Origin of the sequence: Micromonospora sp. DT231 (assembly GCF_049847025.1) — a bacterium.
GTDB lineage: Bacteria > Actinomycetota > Actinomycetes > Mycobacteriales > Micromonosporaceae > Micromonospora.
In genome coordinates, this window is the sequence record NZ_JBNCNO010000002.1 from 383,389 (window position 1) to 400,893 (window position 17,505).

Genomic DNA, 17,505 nt, shown 5'->3' on the forward strand with positions numbered 1-17,505 from the left:
TGCCCGGGAACCGGCGACCGGCTGATCGGCGGCGCGGCCACCGGCGGCGTCACCGGCCCCGGCGCGACCGACGACGGAGCACCCCGCTGTTGGGCGACCGCCGCCCACGGCGGCACCGGGTCACCCGTGCCGTGGTCGGCCGGATCGGGTGGCCAGAGTGGTTCGATGTCCCGCTCTGGCACCGGCTGCTGGCCGTGCACCTGCGCTCGGTCGGCGTTCTCGTCCATTACGGCCCCTCCCAGTCCTCCTGCGAGGATAGGCCCATCCACCCGGACGGGGCCGTCGCCGCAGTCGGGCCGCCGCTCGGCACGGGCCAGGATCAGATCGACCAGACCGCCCAGGCGCCCGGCTCGATCCACCAGGAACGCTTTCGGGTCAGCTCAGCCTCGACACCATCGTCGAGGTAGGGGACCTTCCCCTCCCGGGGTAGCACCGAAACGGCCCGCCCGCGGGCCCGCCGCACCTCGAGACGGACCCGCTTGCGGCCCAGCGCCGAGCGGACGACCACCGGCACGGCCACCGCGACCTCGATCTGGCCGTCGGCCGGGTCCGGCGCGGCCAGCAGCAGCACGTCGTCGAGCGTCGCGTACCCGCCGGCGTTGCCGACCACGCAGGCCAGCAGCGGTTCGTCACCGTTGCTGAGGACGGTGTCGTCCACCTCCACCCGGGCCCGCCAGTGCAGCGGCCGGCCGGCGTCGTCGGCGGCGCCCAGCAGCGCGCCGTCCAGGGTCACCGAGCCACCGTCGTTGCGCAGCAGGTCCAGTCGCCGTGCCGTGCCGTCCACCACCGCGGCGGCCACCGCCGCCGGGTCACGCGGCAGCCCGAGCTGCGCCGCCAGGTCCCGGTGGGTGCCGCCACGGGCCGGATCGAGCGGGAGTACGGCCACCGGCGGCAGGTCGGGCAGGGTCCGGTTGCCGGGCAGATCCGCAGGTCGCTTGCTCGGCGCGGGAGCGTACCGCCGGACCAGCCGGCGCAGCACGGCGCGCAACTGCCCGTCGCTCGCCGTGGCGACGACCAGCCGGGTCTTGCCGTCCAGGTCGGGCCAGGTGAGGCCGTCCGGACGGGCCGGACCGTCGAGCCGGGCCAGCACCGCGTCGATCTCCGCGTCGGAGCGGGCGGTGACCATCTCCACCCGGGCGCCCCTGGCGATCAGCGCGTCCGAGCAGGCCAGCACCGGCACCCGGGGCCGCTCGGTGGCGCACCCCTCGGTATCGCCGCCGGCCCGGGTGCCGCCGCCGGTCTCGATGTCGCCGCCGGCTTGGTTGTCGCCGTCGGTCTGGGCCGGGGAAGCCGGGCCACTGTCGGTCTGCTTCGTCGGGTCGGTTGCGGACTCGGTCGCGCCGCCGCAGCAGGCCCCGCCGCTGCCACAGCCCCCGGGAGCGTCCCGCTCCGAACCGAGGGTGAGCAGCACCACGTCGTACACGGAAGGAGCCTCCTGCCTCTCGACGCGACCCCTGCCGGCCACGCCGTCATTACTTGTTAACCTGACACCCCGGGCTCGCCAACCGGTCGCCACCTGGCACCCGAGCCTTCTGGAGGCGGAAAAGATGCCAGCGATCGTGCTCATCGGCGCTCAGTGGGGCGACGAGGGCAAGGGCAAGGTTACCGACCTGCTGGGTGAGCGGGTCGACTACGTCGTGCGCTACTCCGGTGGCAACAACGCCGGCCACACGGTGATCACCCCTGACGGCCAGAAGTACGCGCTGCACCTGATGCCGTCCGGAGCGCTCTCGCCGAACGCGATGATCGTCATCGGCAACGGTGTGGTGGTCGATCCGAAGGTGCTGCTCGCCGAGATCGACGGCCTGGCCGAGCGCGGCGTCGACGTGTCCCGGCTTCGGATCTCCGGTGACGCGCACCTGATCATGCCGCACCACCGGGCACTGGACCGGGTGATCGAGCGTTATCTCGGCTCGTCGCGGATCGGCACGACCGGCCGGGGCATCGGCCCGGCGTACGGCGACAAGGTCGCCCGGATCGGCATCCGGCTACAGGACCTGCTCGACCCCGGCATCCTGCGCAAGAAGCTGGAACTCGCGCTGCGCGAGAAGAACCAGATCCTGTTCAAGGTCTACAACCGCAAGGCGATCGATCTCGAGGCGACCGTCGAGGAGTACCTGGCGTACGCCGAGCGGCTCAAGCCGTACATCGCGGAGACCCGGGCGATGCTCTGGGACGCCCTGGACCGGGGCGACACGGTGCTGCTGGAGGGCGCGCAGGCCACCATGCTCGACATGGACCACGGCACGTACCCCTTCGTGACCTCGTCCAACCCGACCGCCGGTGGTGCCTGCGTCGGCGCCGGCATCCCGCCGACCGCGATCAACAAGGTGATCGCGGTGAGCAAGGCGTACACCACCCGGGTCGGCGCGGGACCGTTCCCGACCGAGCTGTTCGACGCCAACGGCGATCACCTGCGCAAGATCGGTGCGGAGTACGGCACGACCACCGGTCGGGAGCGTCGGTGCGGGTGGTTCGACGCGGTCGTCGCCCGGTACGCCTGCCGCCTCAACGGCGTCACCGACCTGGTCATCACCAAGCTGGACGTGCTCACCGGCCTGCCCAAGGTGCCGCTCTGCGTCGGCTACGAGATCAACGGCGTCCGGGTCGACGACATGCCGATGAGCCAGACCGACTTCCACCACGCCACGCCCGTCTACGAGGAACTCGACGGCTGGTGGGAGGACATCACCAAGGCGAGGACCGCCGAAGACCTACCGGAGAACGCCCGCCGCTACATCGCCCGGGTGGAAGAACTCTGCAACACCAAGGTAAGCGTCGTAGGCGTAGGCCCAGGCCGAGAAGAAAACGTAGTCCTCCACCCCCTCCTCTAGCCCGCCGCCCCGGTGATCATGAGGTTGACGGGTTATTCGATCGACAAAGGTCCCGTCAACCTCATGATCACGCGCGACGGATGGGCGCTGTTTTCCACAGGGTTATCCACAGGGGTGGTGGCTGGTTGGATGGGCGGTCAGCGTGGTTCCTGTGGATCGCGCAGACCTTGTCCACTCGATGGCGGCCGCTCAGGATGGCTTGATCAGTCGGGTGCAGGCACAGAAAGCCGGATTCAGTCGGCACGAAATAGATCACCTGGTGGCCGTGGGCCGGTGGTGGCCACTCGCTCGAGCGGTCTATCTGACGCGTGGTCGGTGCGGTGCACCACCTGCTCGCCGGTGTCTAATTCGTGCCGCGTTGCTCTCGCTGGGCCGGCACGCTCACGCGGTGTTCGACACTGCGGCCGAGTTGCACGGCATCGCCGGACTGCCGCGCCGGGACGAGATTCATGTGGGGCTGCCGGGTCGGGCGGCCAAGCTGGCGCGAGTGTCGAATCCTGCGGTCGTGCTGCATCAACTCGAACGCGCTCCAAGCGCGGTGATGCAGGTGAACGGGGTCGCGGCTACGGAGCCACGGCTGACCGTCGCCGAGGTTATCTTGCGGGAACGTCGCTACACGGCGGTCTCGGTGCTCGACTCCGCGCTCAATCGGGGGCTACTCACGACCGAATGCCTGGCAATCATCCCAGCGTTGATCCGTGGTCGGCGAGGCGCGGTCGCAGCACGTGTCTACCTTGCCGAGGCTGATGGTCGGGCACAGTCGCCATTGGAAACCCGCTCGCGGCTGCGATGTGTCGACGGGCGGGTTCCCCCAGACACCCTCCAACTGGAAGTGCGCGACGACGACGGGTATCTGCTCGGCATCGGCGACCTGGGCTGGAGGGGCCCAAAGGTGATCGCCGAAGCGGACGGCAGAGATGCGCACGGCTCACCCGAGGCCGTCTTCGCCGACCGCCGCCGCCAGAACCGCCTGGTCAATGCCGGCTGGACCATCCTCCGCTTCACCTGGCAGGACACTCTCCACCCTGACTACATCCCCCACACGGTCCGCCAGGCAATCGCAGTCGCTCATTCCCGTCGATCATGAGGTTGACGGGCTAGTGGATCACTCAAAGGCTCGCCAACCTCATGATCAACTGGGCTGGCGCGGTGGGCAGTAGGATGCGGGGTCGTGCGGGTTCTTTTGGTGGGTGGTGGCGGGCGGGAGCATGCGCTCGCGCTCGGGCTGGTGCGTGATCCGGCTGTTTCGGCGCTGACTGCCGCGCCGGGCAACCCGGGGATCGGTTCGGTGGCTGAGCTGCGGACCGTGACTCCGACGGATCCGGCCGCGGTCACGGCGCTGGCTGTGGAGACAGCCGCCGACCTGGTGGTGATCGGTCCGGAGGCGCCGCTGGTCGCCGGGGTCGCCGACGCGCTACGTGCCAAGGGGATCGCCGTGTTCGGCCCCTCCGGTGCGGCAGCTCAGCTGGAGGGTTCCAAGGCGTTCGCCAAGGACGTGATGACCGCCGCCGGCGTGCCGACCGCCCGGGCGTACGTCTGCACGGACGAGGAGAGCACCGCTCGGGCGCTCGACGAGTTCGGTGCCCCGTACGTGGTGAAGGACGACGGTCTCGCCGCCGGCAAGGGCGTGGTGGTGACCGCCGACAGGTCGGCCGCCCTCGCGCACGCCGCCGAGTGTGGACGAGTCGTCATCGAGGAGTTCCTCGACGGCCCGGAGGTCAGCCTCTTCGTGGTCACCGACGGCGAGGCGGCCCTGCCGCTGTTGCCGGCGCAGGACTTCAAGCGGCTCGGCGACGGCGACACCGGGCCGAACACCGGTGGCATGGGCGCGTACGCGCCGCTGGCCTGGACTCCCGCCGGCCTGGTCGACGACGTCATGCGCGACGTGGTCCACCCGACGCTCGCGGAGATGCGGCGCCGGGGCACCCCGTTCGCCGGCCTGCTCTACGTCGGGCTTGCGATCACCGCCGCCGGCCCTCGGGTGATCGAGTTCAACGCGCGCTTCGGTGACCCGGAGACGCAGGCGGTGCTCGCGCTCCTGGAGACCCCGCTGGGCGGGCTGCTGCACGCGGCGGCCACCGGCACGCTGGCCGAGCATCCGCCGCTGCGGTGGCGGGACGGCAGCGCGGTCACCGTGGTGCTGGCCGCGCCGGGCTATCCGGCCGCGCCGCGCACCGGCGACGTCATCACCGGCGCGGACCGACCGGGCATCATCCACGCGGGCACCGCCCGCCGGGCCAGCGACGGCGCGTTGCTCTCCGCCGGGGGCCGGGTCCTCTGCGGTACGGCCACCGGGTCCGATCTGGCCGCCGCGCGGGATGCCGCGTACGTGCTTGTGGACGGGGTGGAGTTGGCCGGCTCGCAGCACCGCACCGACATCGCCGCCGCCGCGATCGACGGCCGGATCACGATCCCGAGCTGACTCCCCGCGTCGGTGGGTGGGTACCTCGACCGCGAACGCCCGCGGGTGTGGGTCGAGGTGGGTGCCTCGACCGCGAACGCCCGCGGTGCGGTCGGGCTGATGGAGAGTTCGACCCCCGGTTCCGGGCCGTAGCGCGATGCCTCCGCGCCCGCGGAGCGGATCGGCGTGCGCGGACAGCGTGTTCGCTGAAGGCGCCGCTGAACGACAAGCTGGGCGTCGTAGCCGTCCCCGTGCGATCTGCCACCACCACGGCCCGCCGACAATCCACGTGCCGTATCGATCGATCATCGACCTGGTCGAGCATGTCGACCGAAGGGGTAGCTGAGCCAGTCTGGTGAGGTTGTCGCCCCTAGGGGCAACCCGGCGTTGCTCCGGCCACGACTTAGCGGTGTCGGAGGCACAGCGACGGGAGGAGTGGAGATGCGGGTTTGCGGACGATCACCGTGCTGTTGGTTGCCGGTGGGAGGACAGGTCCGAGGATGCCACTGAGCCGGATACCGGTCGAGCGGTCTTCGGCCGACGCCGACTACACCGAGTGTGTTCGGGTCGGTCTGCCGCAGTGGCGCCGGACGGCGTACCTGATGTGCGGTGACTGGCATCAGGGCGACGACATCGTGCAGCGGGTGCTCACCGAGCTGTACCGCAACTGGTCCCGGGCACGGCGCGCCGACAACCTGAATGCGCTGGTCCGGACGATGTTGATGCGGCGGTTGATCGACGAGCGGCGACGTGGCTGGGCTCGGGTGTTGCTCACCGACCTGCTGCCGGAGCGGCCCGCACCGACCGCCCCGGATGCCACCGAGCGGCTCGATCTGGTGGCGGCGTTGCGCCAGGTCGCGCCGCGGCAGCGGGCCGTCCTGGTGCTGCGGTTCTTTCAGGACCTGACGGTGGAGGAGACGGCTCAGGCGCTGGGCTGCGCGCCGGGCACCGTCAAGAGCCAGACCGCCAAGGGGCTTGCGACGCTGCGAGGACTGCTCGCCCCCGTCCGAAATGACGTGCCGACCGCCATGCGGACCGGCACGGCGAGTGGCATGCCGTCCAACGTGTTGGCCCACGGGAGTTGGCAATGATCGATGAGATGGATCTGGCGCGGTTGATGCGCGCCGAGTTCGAGGCGGCCGAGCCGCCGTCCGCCGTGGTGAACGTCGAGCGGGCGATTACCGCCGGGCGGCGGCAGCGCTGGTACGCGCGCGGTGCGGGCGCCGCACTGGCGGTGGTCGCGGTGGTTGTCGGCGCTGTCACGGTGCCGGGCCTGGTTGCGCCGACGGATGGGTCGCCGTCACTGGGCCCGCTCGACACCCCGGCCCCGCTGGAGCCGGCCACCGGAGAGGCGTCGTCGCCCGACACGTCCCGGATCCCGGCCGCGTTGGAGACGATCGATCCGACCATTCAGTACGTTCGGTTCGGTTGGTTGCCGTCGGGCCTGGCCAGGCTGAGTTACTCGGCGGGTCTGTCGCAGGGTGACACGCGTGTCATTCTGGGCGGAGATGACGGTGACAAGCAGAGCTGGGCGGGGGTTTCGGTCCACCTCTACCCGAAGGGGGTGACGCCGAAGGCGCCGCAGGTCATGGGCATCGACCAACGGGCACCCGTGGTGGACACTGCGCCCGCACCCGATGTGCGGGGCGAGGCGGCGACCTTCACCGTGTACGACGTCGACGGCGACACCGACCGGCTCTCCCTCCGCTGGCAGTACGCCCCCGACGGCTGGGCCCAGGTCGATGTCACGCCCTGGGCGGCGGGGCAGGACGTCCGCGAGACCGCCCTGCACGTGGCGCAGACGCTCAGGTTCAGTACGACCGAGCGGCTGCGGATGCCGGCCCAGGTCACGGGGTTGCCGCAGCATCTGCGGCCGATCTATGCCAGCGTGGACGGGCCACTGACCCCGGACGGCTGGCGGTGGTACGCCGGCATCACGTACAGCGCCGAGACCTCCACCGCGGCTCACAGTAAGGCGGGGGCGAAGACGCTGGACGTCAGCTTCTCCCCGTACGTGGTGATGACCGACAAGATCCGCGCCGAGTTGGACGGGAAGGTGCTGTACGAGCCGCCGAACACCACCATCGACGGCCATCAGGCGTCCTTCTACGCTGCCGCCGATCCGGACTGGTCGGAGAGGCTGGAGGTGCTCGACGTGCGGGGGATGGTGGTCCGGATGGACGCACGCCGCGGCGCGCTCGATGAGCAGGGCACGAAGGGCCTGTTCCCGCACCTCGACCTCGCCGGGGCCAAGCGCGACTGGCGGCCCTCGCTGATCGTCGACTGACGGGGGCGGTCACCGCCCCGGCACTCGCCGGTTTTCGCCGACGGGTCCGGGGCGGTCAGCCGTAGTAGCGGCGTAGCTCTCGGCTGAGCACCTTGCCGGTGGCGTTACGCGGCAGGTATTTCACGAGGATCACGTCCCGGGGGACGGAGAATCGCGCCAGGTAGTGCCGGACGTACTCGCGTACCGCCTCGGGGTCGAGCGTTTCGCCCGGGTGCAGGGCGAGGAACGCGGACAGCCGCTGGCCGTACTCGGCGTCGGGTACGCCGATCACCGCCGCCTCGCGGACCTGGGGCAGTTGGGCGAGCAGGTCCTCCACCTCGGACGGGAAGACGTTCTCGCCACCGGAGACGATCATGTCGTCGGCCCGGCCGTCGACGAAGAGCAGGCCGTCGGGGTTGAGTCGGCCGAGGTCACCGGTGTCGAGCAGGCCGTCGTGGGTTTCCCGGCTGGCGCCGGAGGTGTATCCCTCGAAGAGCATCTCGTTGCCGACGAAGATCCGCCCGACCTGGCCGGGCGGCACCGGTTGCCCGTTGTCGTCGAGCAGTTCCAGTCGGGTGCCGTGGGGTGGCCGGCCGGCCGTGGTGGGCGCCTGGCGCAGGTCCTGGGGAGCCGCGAGGGAGGCCCAGGAGACCTCGGTGGAGCCGTAGAGGTTGTACAAGACGTCGCCGTAGACGTCCATGAACCTCGGGGCGAGCCCGCCGGGCAGGGCGGAACCGCTGACCGCGACGACCTTGAGCGGAGGGCGCGGGTCGGGCGCGGGGACCTCCAGGAGCCGCTGCACCATCACCGGTACGGCGAACAGCGCGTCACACCTGTGGGCGGTGAGAGCGGCCAGCGTGGCGACCGGGTCGAAGCGCCGGTGCAGCACGATTGTGGCCCGCAGTGCCAGGCAGACCTGCAGGGCGGCGAGCCCCCAGGTGTGGAAGATCGGTGCCGCGATCATCACCCGGTCCCGGGCGTGCAGTGGGATGCGGTCGATGATGGACACCAGCGGGCCGAAGCCACTCGGCGTGGGTCGGCGGGCACCCTTGGGGGTGCCGGTGGTGCCGGAGGTCAGCACGATGATCCGACCGTCCCGCTCCGGCGGCTGCAGGTCACCCGGTATCGCCCCGGCGACCAACTCGTCGCGGGCCCGTTCGTCGAGGCGTGGCAGCTCGGCGGGGAGGCCGAGGACCCGGTCGGCGAACTCGTCGTCGTGCACCAGCAGCCGCAGCCGCTGCTCCTCGGCCACGGTGCCCAACTGGGCGGCGGAGAGCCCGGTGTTGACAAGCACGGCGTCGACGCCGAGCAGGGTGGCCGCGACGATCGTCTCGATCAGCCCGTGGTGGTTGCGGCAGAGCACGCCGATCCGGTCGCCGGCCTGGACGCCGAGCCCCGCCCGCATCGAGCGGGCCATCCGTTCGGCCCGGTCGAGCAGCTCCTGGTACGTCAGCTCGACGCCGTTCTCGTCGATGACCGCCGGCCGGCCGGGGTCCCGGGCGGCTGCCTGGCGCAACTCGCCGCCCAGGCTCCATCCCCACGTCCGCAACGCGTTGAGCTGCGCGGCGACCCGGACGGGGCTGCCGGGGGTGAGCAGTCCACGACGGGTCAGCGTGGCGATGATGAACGGCAGGTCCATGCCGCAGACCTCCTCGGGGTGGTGCGCGGACGGGGCAGCGGATCTCCCCGTCCAGCAGGGCGTCTTCCTTGATCATGCACTGGGTGCGGCGGAAGGCCCAGCTCACGCCCGCGCGGGGTGATGAACACGGCACAGATCGTGGAATCCGGTGGCAGCACGGTATGCGGGTGCCGCGGCCTCCTCGCCCGGCTCCGCCGAGGCGGGCCGGGCGAGCTGCGGGCCGGTCAGCGGATCTGCATCCCGGAGATCGCGCGGGAGATGACGAGTCGCTGGATCTCGGAGGTGCCCTCGAAGATGGTGTAGATCTTGGCGTCGCGGTACCAGCGCTCGACCGGGTGGTCCCGCAGGAAACCCGCACCGCCGAGCAGTTGCACCGCCTTCTCGGTGACCGACACCGCCACCTCGCCGGCCTTGAGCTTGGACATCGATCCCTCGCCCGCGGTGAACGGGCGGTTGTTGCGGCCCATCCACGACGCGCGCCAGACCAGCAGTCGCGCCGCGTCGATCTCCATTCGCATGTCGGCGAGCGCGAACGCCACCGCCTGGTTCTCGATGATCGGCCGTCCGAACTGGACCCGGTCCTTCGCGTAGTCCAGGGCGTACTCGTAGGCGGCCCGCGCCACGCCGAGCGCCTGCGCGCCGACGGTGGGTCGGGTCAGCTCGAAGGTGCGCATCGCGGCCTGCCCGGTGGCCCGCTGACCGCTGCGGGCCCGGTCCAGGCGTGTCAGCAGGGCGTCCCGTCCGCCGAGCAGGCAGCGGCCGGGCACGCGTACCCCGTCGAGGAAGACGTCGGCGGTGTGGGACGCGCGGAGGCCGAGTTTGCGCAGCTTGCGGGTCGCGGCCAGGCCGGGGGTGCCGGGGGGTACGACGAACGCCGCCTGCCCCCGGGAGCCGAGCGTGGGGTCGACCGAGGCGGTGACCACGTGCACTCCGGCGATCCCGCCGTTCGTGGCGTACGCCTTCTGCCCGTTGAGCACCCACTCGTCGGTGGCCTCGTCGTAGACGGCCCGGGTGCGCATGGCGCCGACGTCGGAGCCCGCCTCCGGCTCGCTCGAGCAGAACGCGGCGACGGCGGGCGAGTCGACGTCGCCGAAGCACTGCGGCACCCACTCGACCAGTTGGTCCGGGGTGCCCGCGCCGTAGATGGCGGCGACGGCGAGCGAGGTGCCGAAGATGGAGAGGCCGATGCCGGCGTCACCCCAGAAGAGTTCCTCGCTGGCGATCGGCAGCGAGAGCCCGGTCGGGTCGGCCCAGCAGGTGGCGAGGAACTCGAAGCCGTAGAGGCCGACCTTGGCGGCTTCCTTGATCACCGGCCACGGGGTTTCCTCGCGCTCGTCCCACTCGGCGGCGGCCGGGCGCACGACCTCGGCCGCGAAGCCGTGCACCCAGTCGCGTAGATCCCGCTGTTCCTCGTTCAGGTCGAGCGAGAACTCGGCCATGTCAGGCCTTGGGGATGTCGAACAGGTTGGCGATGTTGGCGGCGAGGCCGAGGTCGCCCTTCGCCTTCAGCTTGCCGGTCATGAACATCATCACCGGGTTGGCGCCACCGGAGACGATCTTCAGGAACTCGACCGGGCCCATGGTCAGGCTCAGCTTCGGGTCGTGCTGCGGGGTCTCGTTCACCACGCACTTGCCGTCGGCGATGGCCACCTCGTAGGTGTCGCTGCCGCCATCCGACCGACCGGTGATGATCCAGTGGATGACCGCGTTCGTGGAGCCGGCCCGGTCCGCGCGGAACAGCGACGGCATCCGGCCGAACACCTCGCCCAGGACCTTGCCACGCAGGTCACCGGACATCACCTGGGCGATCTTGTCGTCCGGGGTGGACTTGACCAGCTGGGCAAACTCCTTGGGGCCGACGTTGGCGAAGTTGGCCGGGTCGAAGTCAGTCATCAGGTGCGCCTTCCGGAAGATATGGCTACTCGTGCGTAACCCTACGCACGAGTAGGTATGCTCGCAAGGTGTCCACGCCGCCCGCCTTCAAGCGCCTGCCACGTGCCGTTCGTGAGCAGCAGATGCTTGACGCGGCCGTCAAGGTCTTCTCCCGGCGCGGCTACCACGCCGCCAGCATGGACGAGATCGCCGAGGATGCCGGCATCTCCAAGCCCATGGTGTACGCGTACCTCGGCACCAAGGAGGAACTCTTCGTGGCGTGTCTGCACCGGGAGGGCACCCGGATGATGCAGGCCATCGCCGGTGCCGCCGCCCCCGACCTGCCGGCAGACGTTCGACTCTGGCGCGGGTTGAAGGCGTTCTTCGGCTTCGTGGGCGCGTACCGCGACGGCTGGGCGGTGCTCTACCGGCAGGCGCGGGGTGAGCAGCCGTTCGCCGGTGAACTGGCCACCATGCGGGCCCGGTTGGTCGAGGTCGTCGCCGGGATGCTCGACCACGCCCTGCGCGCCGAGGGCCGGGAGATCACCGCTGTCGACCTGGAGGTCGTCGCGTACGCCCTGGTCGGCGCGACCGAGTCGCTTGCCGACTGGCTCGCGGACCACCCGGAGGCCGATCCGGAGAAGACCGCCACCCGGATGATGAACGTGGCCTGGCTGGGCGCCGGCCAACTCCTGCACGGCGCCGTCTGGCGTCCGGCCGCCGACTGACCGCCCCGAGGTCAGCGCACCGCCCGGCCGATCGAGGTCAGCGCACCAACCCGGCCGTCCAGGGTCAGCGCACCAACCCGGCCGTCCAGGGTCAGCGCACCAACCCGGCCGCCCGAGGTCACGGCACCGGCACCCGGCTCGCCGGCTCGGTCGTCGACGCCGACCGCCCGGATCGGCGACGCCGGCCGAGCCAGCGGACCACCTCGACGATCGTCGTCACCCCCAGGGCGAGGCCCAGACCGAGCAGGAGCCCCCGCAGCGGGTCCTGCTCGAAGGCCATCCCGCCGAGGTAGCCCACCAGCCCGGAGTAGAGCCCCCACGAGCCGGCGGCGATCGCGTCGTAGAGCAGGAACGACCGGCGGGGATACCGGACCGCGCCCATGGTGAGGGTGACCGCCGTCCGACCGCCCGGCACATAGCGGGCCACGGTGAGGATGAGGCCGCCCCGGGTGGCGATCCCTCGACGGGCCCACTCGATGGCGGCCCTGCGCCGACCCTCGGGTGGTAGCCGGTCGAGTAGCCGGGTGCCACCGCCCCGGCCGATGGCGTACGAGATGTGGTCCCCGATCAGGGCACCGGACGCGGCCACCACGATCACCGCGGGGAGGTACGGCGCACCGGAGGCCGCGAACACCCCGGCGGTGATCACCGCCGTCTCGCTCGGCACCACCGGGAAGAAGCCGTCGAGCACCGCGATCGCGAAGATCGCCAGGTACACCCAGGGCGAGGACATCGTCTCGTGCAGCAGATCGAGCAGATCCATGCCCCCGATGCTGGTGCGAGCGGTGGCTCCCGCCATCGGCCAGTGGTCAGCGGGACGCCACTACTTAGGTCTGGATCGGCCCGGACGCCGGATCGGGGTCATCCCCCACCGCACCCGCATTCGACGGCGTGGGGCGATCCGAGCCGGCGGCGGAGTCCTACGCTCACCACGTGGCCCCCTGTGCCGTCGCCCTCCGGCGGGTCGTCGAGCGGTTCGCCCCGCTGCTGCTCGCCGTCCTGGTCGTCACGGCGGTGTGGGGCAGCGCGACAGGTGACCTGGGGGTCCGCTCGCCGCTGCCGGGCGCGGTCGCGCTGCTGATCGCGGTGGGCTCGGGCTGGGCCGCCAGCATGGCCCGGACCCGTCGCTGGCCGTTGTTCCTGGCCGCGGCGGTCGGCTGGTTGGTGCTCGCCGCCGCGGCCGCCGGAGTGGTCGCCTCGTACCAGGCGGGGTTGCGGTTGCGGGGTCGCCGGCTCGTCGGCTACCTCGTCGGTGCGGCGGTGGTGCTGGCCGGCGGGATGCTCGTCGGGTTGGCGGTGGGTGGCGTACGCCGGATCACCACCGCCACCACCGGCAACGTCGTGCTGCTTGCCGCAGGTCTGGTCGGGCTTCCGTTGGTGTTCGGTCTCTGGGTGCGGGCACGCCGGGACACGCTCGCCGCCCTGCGGGACCGGGCCGAGCGGCTGGAACGCGAGCAGGAGGCCCGCGCCGACCGGGTCCGCGCGGAGGAGCGGACCCGGATCGCCCGCGAGATGCACGACGTGGTCGCGCACCGGGTCTCGCTGATGGTGGTGCACGCCGGGGCGCTGGAGGTGACCGCTGTCGACCCGGCGACGGTCGAGGCGGCCGCGCTGATCCGGACGATCGGACGGGAGGCGCTCACCGACCTGCGCGAGGTGCTCGGTGTGCTGCGGCAGGCCGGTCCGGCAGTGCTGCCGGAGCGGGGGCTCGACGCGCTGGACGAGCTGATCGGGGAGTCCCGTGTCGCCGGGCTGCTGGTGCACCGGCGGGACGAGGGAGTTCCGTCGGCGTTGCCGGCGACGGTGGGGCGTACGGCGTACCGGGTGGTCCGGGAGGCGCTGACAAACGTGCGTAAGCACGCCGCCGACGCCGAGACGACAGTGTGTCTGCGCTACCTGCCCGACGGGCTGGAGGTGCGGGTCCGTAACGGCCCGTCCGAGGGTGGCCGGTCCCTGCCCGGTGCCGGACAGGGGTTGCTCGGGCTGCGCGAGCGGGTGGAGTTGCTCGGCGGGCGGCTGGAGGCGACGCCCGTGGACGGCGGCTTCCTGGTCCGCGCCCTGATCCCGGTGGCGGGTGTGGCGTGATCCGGGTGGTGGTTGTCGACGACGAACAACTGCTCCGCGTCGGGTTGCGGCTGATCCTGGAGGCGGCCGAGGACATCACGGTGGTGGGTGAGGCGGCGGACGGCGTCGGCGCGTTGGAGCAGGCCCAGCGGTTGCGTCCCGACGTGGTGCTGCTCGACGTGCGGATGCCGGGCGTCGACGGGCTGACCGTCGCGCCCGACGTGGTCGCCGCCGGACCCAAGGTGATCATGTTGACCACCTTCGACCTGGACGAGTACGTGCACCGGGCGCTGCGGGCCGGGGCGGTCGGCTTCCTGCTCAAGGACACCCCGCCCCGGGAGTTGGCCGCCGCCGTCCGCACGGTGGCCGCCGGGAACGCGATGCTCGCCCCGACTGTCACCCGGCGCCTGATCAGCTCGTTCGCCGAGCGTGGTCCGGCCCGCCGGGAGGCTGCTCGGGAGCGGCTGGCGTCGCTCACCACGCGGGAGTGGGAGGTCGTCCGGGAGGTGGCCAGCGGGCACGGCAACGCGGAGATCGCCAGGCGGTTGACGATGAGCGAGGCCACCGTGAAGGCGCACGTCAGTCGCGCGCTGGCCAAGCTTCAGGCCGGCAACCGGGTGCAGTTGGCCATCCTGGTGTACGACGCGGACCTGCTGTGAGCTGGCCGGAGGCAGGTCAGCGCCGGGAGGAGGCGTGGCGGCGCGCCCGTTGGCGTATCCAGCGGATGCCCTCGATGCCCAGCGTGACGAGCACCGAGAGGCCGAGCCCGGCGAGGACGCCCTTGATGGGGTGGCGCTCGAAGGCCAGCCCACCGAAGTAGCCGAGCAGCCCGCAGTACAGGGCCCAGGTGACCGTCGCGATCGCGTCGTAGAGCAGGAACGACCGGCGGGGATACCGGACCGCGCCCATGGTGAGGGTGACCGCCGTCCGGCCCCCCGGCAGGTAGCGGGAGGTGGTCAGGATCAGCCCTCCGCGCCGGTCCAGCGCGCGTCGGGCCCACTCGGAGCTGGCCCGCCGTCGGCTGCCGTCGGGAAACCCGGCGAGCCGGTTCGCGCCGCCGCCGCGCCCGATGGCGTACGAGATGTGGTCGCCGGCGCAGGCGCCCACCGCGGCGGCGGCGATCACCCCCGCCAGGTTGGGATTTCCGCCGGTGGAGAGCACGGCGGCGGTGATGACGGCCGCCTCGCCGGGTACGGCGGGAAAGAACGCGTCGACCGCGGTCAGCCCGAAGATCAGCAGGTACACCCATGGTGAGGTGACGAGCTGTCGGAGCAGGTCGAGCGCGGAGTCCATGCCCCCATGCTCGCCGGGCACGACCCGTCCCGGTGCCGAAGCGGCGGTATGACCTCCACCCTTCCCCGCGCCGATCTTGCACTTTCTGTCGGAACCAACCCCTGCAAAAGCCGCGAAGCGACAACCGAAAGTGCAAGATCGACGGGGTTGGGGCGGGGTTGGGGGTGGGGGTGGGGGTGGGGGTGGGGTTAGGCCGCGTGGACCAGGGTTGGTGGGGTGAGCAGTGGGCCGTGTGTCAGCTTGTCGTCGGCGGTGGGGCCGTGCGAGGTCAGGACCACGGGGGTGCCCAGCTCCGTGCTTATCGCCTCGGCCCAGTTGGGCGGTGGGTCGTCGTAGAGCGGGCGGGAGCGCAGCAGGCTGGCGGTGAGCGCGGCCTGCCGGTCCAGGTCACCGGGTGGGCCGGGGGTGAGGCGGTCGGTCGTGTCGTAGCGGCGGCAGATCCGCAGGCCGGGGTACGCGTGGTCGAGGTGCGTCAACGCCAGGCCGTCGACCCCGCCGGCCGCCGCGAGGGCGTACCTGTGGGCGACCGCGTCGAAGTGGCCGAACCGGAACCGGCCCTGCCACGGGTTCGTGGCGTTGTGCGCGTCGGTGAACGGCAGGCCCGGGTCCTCGGTCACCAACGGGCCAGCGCCGTGTCGGGTGGTGACCACGCGGAGCACCCCGACCCGGGTCACGTCGCCGGACCGGCCCGCCTCGGCGAGCAGGCCGTCCACGTTGGCGAAGGTGGTGGTGCTCCACGTGGTGTACGGGTGGAAACCGTGCCACTCGTCGAGCAGCACCCCCTGCGCGCCCTCGAAGACGCAGGTCCCGGCGCGCAATGCCCCGGCCAGCCAGCTCCCGTCGACGATCGCGACCCGCCCGGCGAACCCGGTGAACGCGGGCAGGCAGTCCTCGACAGGTGGGGCGTCAAGTGGGCCCAGTTCGGCGGTCAGCCGGTCCCGCAGGGCGGTCAGCCGGCGGCGCAGCAGCGCCGGGCGGTGGCAGTCGCCGACCCGGGGCGCGTCGTCCGGGTGGGCGAGACCGTACGCGACGGCCTCGCCCACCCCCAGCCCGCAGGAGCCGTGCCGGTCGGCTCCCCGGGCGATCTCCCGGGCCCGGTTGGCGGCCCGGTGGTACGGGGTGGCCAGCAGCGCGTCGGAGTCGACGGTCAGCCGGTCGAGCGCGTCGGTCACCCCGACGGTGGCGAGATGGTCGGCCTCGGCGGCCAGCGCCAGCGGGTCCACCACCACGTGTCGCGACAGGTGCGTACGGACCCCGGGGCGGAACGTGCCGGCCCCGAACTGCGCGAACGTGTGGTGCCGCCCGTCGCGCAGCACGACGTTGTGCGCCGCCTGCGCGCCCCCGTTGAAGCGGACCACCGTGTGCACGTCTCGGGTGGCGCAGAGCCAGTCCACCACCGTGCCCTTGCCGGCGTCCCCGTAGCCGAGGTCGACCACCGCCACGTGCCTCACAGCCGGGTCACCCCACCTGTGGTGTCGGTGAAGGTGGGCAGCGTCGCCACCTCGGCTCGCCGGCCGCGACCGAGGCGGGCCAGGGCCTTCGACACCGTGCCGGTGGCGCTGGAGCCGGCGTGGTCCAGGTGGCGCAGGCCCTCGTCCAGGTCGATGGCCTGTTCGCCGAGGCCGATGGTGAGCGCGATGGTCTCGCAGACCGCGTCGAGGTCGTCGAGCACGACGGCGTTCTGCCCGAGCAGGTCCCGCCAGAAGTCGAGCACCTTGGCGTTGCCGGCGTAGTGGCTGCCGGCGGGGAGCAGGTAGTAGGTGTCCCAGCGGCGGGTCACCTCGTCGACGACCTGCCGCAGCGGCACGTCCTCGGCCAGGTCGTCGCCGATCAGGCGGGCCACCTCCCGGGCCTTCACCTGCTGGTACGCCAGCTCGTCGCCGATGATGAACAGGTAGCCGCGCCGGCCGCGCTTCTCCCAGTTGTCGGTGGCGGTGTGCCGGGCCATGAAGTACATGGCCAGCTCGTACGACTCGCTCATCTGCCCGCCGCCACCGCCCTCCAGGACGATCCGGCCGAGGTCGTCGTCCATCCGGTTGTCCGACTCGAACTGGCCGACCTGCAGCGGCACCCGATCGCAGGTGGCGTCGCCGATCGCACCGAACATGATCTGCGGGTCGCTGGCGTACCCCTGCCGTTGCAGCAGGCCGAGCAGTTGCGGCAGTTTGGTCTGCAGGACGCGCGGCACGTTGCGCATCGAGCCGGTCACGTCGAAGAGCACCGCGACGGGGGTCGAGCGCGGGTGCTCGTCGGAGTCGCGGCTCTCGCGCATCGCGTCGCGGGGGTCGAGCGCGGCGTGCACGGTGCGCGCCCCGCTGTCGCTGTAGGAGAACGCGCTGCGGCCGGTGGAGCGCCGGTAGCGGTCGGCGGCGTCGTACACGTCGGTGGACCAGATTCCACTGCCCATG

The 17,505-nt window shown here is 71.7% G+C and carries 16 protein-coding genes; 8 read left to right on the top strand and 8 right to left on the bottom strand.

From position 1 onward, the window contains the following. Positions 1-319: 319 nt before the first annotated feature. Positions 320-1,423, bottom strand: a complete 1,104-nt coding sequence (locus ACPXBU_RS06635; RefSeq protein ID WP_425757161.1) for a hypothetical protein — start codon at positions 1,421-1,423, stop codon at positions 320-322. A 124-nt stretch (positions 1,424-1,547) separates the two neighbouring features. On the opposite strand from ACPXBU_RS06635, the gene ACPXBU_RS06640 reads away from it, so the two are divergent. From ACPXBU_RS06640 to ACPXBU_RS06660, 5 genes are all read left to right on the top strand, one after another. Further along, entirely contained in the window at positions 1,548-2,834 is a 1,287-nt protein-coding gene (locus ACPXBU_RS06640; RefSeq protein WP_393365326.1) for an adenylosuccinate synthase, read from the top strand. A gap of 388 nt (positions 2,835-3,222) precedes the next feature. Next, positions 3,223-3,921 carry a hypothetical protein gene (locus tag ACPXBU_RS06645; protein ID WP_425757163.1) on the top strand — a complete coding sequence of 233 codons (699 nt, stop codon included), beginning with the start codon at positions 3,223-3,225 and terminating at the stop codon, positions 3,919-3,921. Positions 3,922-4,005: 84 nt separating this feature from the next. Then, positions 4,006-5,256: a phosphoribosylamine--glycine ligase gene (gene purD / locus ACPXBU_RS06650; RefSeq protein ID WP_425757165.1), complete on the top strand. Its 1,251-nt coding sequence runs from the start codon at positions 4,006-4,008 to the stop codon at positions 5,254-5,256. 479 nt (positions 5,257-5,735) lie between these two features. Next, entirely contained in the window at positions 5,736-6,326 is a 591-nt protein-coding gene (locus ACPXBU_RS06655) for a SigE family RNA polymerase sigma factor (protein ID WP_425757167.1), read from the top strand. Beyond that, positions 6,323-7,522 (top strand): hypothetical protein, encoded by a 1,200-nt coding sequence (locus ACPXBU_RS06660; protein WP_425757168.1) that lies wholly within the window; start codon positions 6,323-6,325, stop codon positions 7,520-7,522. Before ACPXBU_RS06655 ends, ACPXBU_RS06660 begins: the two co-directional genes overlap by 4 nt. Positions 7,523-7,577: 55 nt before the next feature. Here the strand turns inward: ACPXBU_RS06660 and ACPXBU_RS06665 are convergent, their stop codons facing one another. The 3 genes from ACPXBU_RS06665 to ACPXBU_RS06675 form a co-directional block, all read right to left on the bottom strand. Next, entirely contained in the window at positions 7,578-9,140 is a 1,563-nt protein-coding gene (locus ACPXBU_RS06665) for an AMP-binding protein (RefSeq protein ID WP_425757170.1), read from the bottom strand. Positions 9,141-9,364: 224 nt separating this feature from the next. After that, the gene (locus ACPXBU_RS06670) at positions 9,365-10,579 is read right to left on the bottom strand and encodes an acyl-CoA dehydrogenase family protein (RefSeq protein WP_393365337.1); all 1,215 of its coding nucleotides are present in this window, start codon (positions 10,577-10,579) and stop codon (positions 9,365-9,367) included. 1 nt (position 10,580) lies between these two features. Continuing rightward, on the bottom strand, positions 10,581-11,033 hold the full coding sequence (locus tag ACPXBU_RS06675; protein WP_393365339.1) for an SCP2 sterol-binding domain-containing protein: 453 nt from the start codon (positions 11,031-11,033) through the stop codon (positions 10,581-10,583). Positions 11,034-11,101: 68 nt separating this feature from the next. On the opposite strand from ACPXBU_RS06675, the gene ACPXBU_RS06680 reads away from it, so the two are divergent. Next, positions 11,102-11,740 carry a TetR/AcrR family transcriptional regulator gene (locus ACPXBU_RS06680; protein ID WP_393365341.1) on the top strand — a complete coding sequence of 213 codons (639 nt, stop codon included), beginning with the start codon at positions 11,102-11,104 and terminating at the stop codon, positions 11,738-11,740. Positions 11,741-11,858: 118 nt separating this feature from the next. On the opposite strand, the gene ACPXBU_RS06685 is transcribed toward ACPXBU_RS06680, so the two are convergent. Beyond that, positions 11,859-12,503, bottom strand: a complete 645-nt coding sequence (locus tag ACPXBU_RS06685; protein WP_425757173.1) for a DedA family protein — start codon at positions 12,501-12,503, stop codon at positions 11,859-11,861. Positions 12,504-12,673: 170 nt separating this feature from the next. Between ACPXBU_RS06685 and ACPXBU_RS06690 the strand changes: the two genes are divergently transcribed. Then, entirely contained in the window at positions 12,674-13,825 is a 1,152-nt protein-coding gene (locus ACPXBU_RS06690; protein WP_425757174.1) for a sensor histidine kinase, read from the top strand. Further along, positions 13,822-14,463, top strand: coding sequence for a response regulator (locus ACPXBU_RS06695; RefSeq protein WP_425757176.1), 642 nt, complete (start codon positions 13,822-13,824; stop codon positions 14,461-14,463). Before ACPXBU_RS06690 ends, ACPXBU_RS06695 begins: the two co-directional genes overlap by 4 nt. A gap of 16 nt (positions 14,464-14,479) precedes the next feature. Here ACPXBU_RS06695 and ACPXBU_RS06700 read toward each other — a convergent pair whose 3' ends face one another. From ACPXBU_RS06700 to ACPXBU_RS06710, 3 genes are all read right to left on the bottom strand, one after another. Continuing rightward, positions 14,480-15,097 carry a DedA family protein gene (locus ACPXBU_RS06700; protein WP_393365348.1) on the bottom strand — a complete coding sequence of 206 codons (618 nt, stop codon included), beginning with the start codon at positions 15,095-15,097 and terminating at the stop codon, positions 14,480-14,482. Positions 15,098-15,285: 188 nt separating this feature from the next. After that, positions 15,286-16,548 carry an adenylosuccinate synthetase gene (locus ACPXBU_RS06705; protein WP_425757177.1) on the bottom strand — a complete coding sequence of 421 codons (1,263 nt, stop codon included), beginning with the start codon at positions 16,546-16,548 and terminating at the stop codon, positions 15,286-15,288. Then, positions 16,545-17,504, bottom strand: a complete 960-nt coding sequence (locus ACPXBU_RS06710; protein WP_425757178.1) for a hypothetical protein — start codon at positions 17,502-17,504, stop codon at positions 16,545-16,547. The genes ACPXBU_RS06705 and ACPXBU_RS06710 overlap by 4 nt, the downstream gene beginning before the upstream one ends. Between the last annotated feature and the right edge of the window lies 1 nt (position 17,505).

Bases quoted from the DNA above. Each gene is read 5' to 3' on its own strand.
- ACPXBU_RS06640 (WP_393365326.1), top strand. From the start codon at position 1,548: ATGCCAGCGATCGTGCTCATCGGCGCTCAGTGGGGCGACGAGGGCAAG.
- ACPXBU_RS06655 (WP_425757167.1), top strand. From the start codon at position 5,736: ATGCCACTGAGCCGGATACCGGTCGAGCGGTCTTCGGCCGACGCCGAC.
- ACPXBU_RS06660 (WP_425757168.1), top strand. From the start codon at position 6,323: ATGATCGATGAGATGGATCTGGCGCGGTTGATGCGCGCCGAGTTCGAG.
- ACPXBU_RS06665 (WP_425757170.1), bottom strand. From the start codon at position 9,140: ATGGACCTGCCGTTCATCATCGCCACGCTGACCCGTCGTGGACTGCTC.
- ACPXBU_RS06670 (WP_393365337.1), bottom strand. From the start codon at position 10,579: ATGGCCGAGTTCTCGCTCGACCTGAACGAGGAACAGCGGGATCTACGC.
- ACPXBU_RS06675 (WP_393365339.1), bottom strand. From the start codon at position 11,033: ATGACTGACTTCGACCCGGCCAACTTCGCCAACGTCGGCCCCAAGGAG.
- ACPXBU_RS06685 (WP_425757173.1), bottom strand. From the start codon at position 12,503: ATGGATCTGCTCGATCTGCTGCACGAGACGATGTCCTCGCCCTGGGTG.
- ACPXBU_RS06700 (WP_393365348.1), bottom strand. From the start codon at position 15,097: ATGGACTCCGCGCTCGACCTGCTCCGACAGCTCGTCACCTCACCATGG.
- ACPXBU_RS06710 (WP_425757178.1), bottom strand. From the start codon at position 17,504: ATGGGCAGTGGAATCTGGTCCACCGACGTGTACGACGCCGCCGACCGC.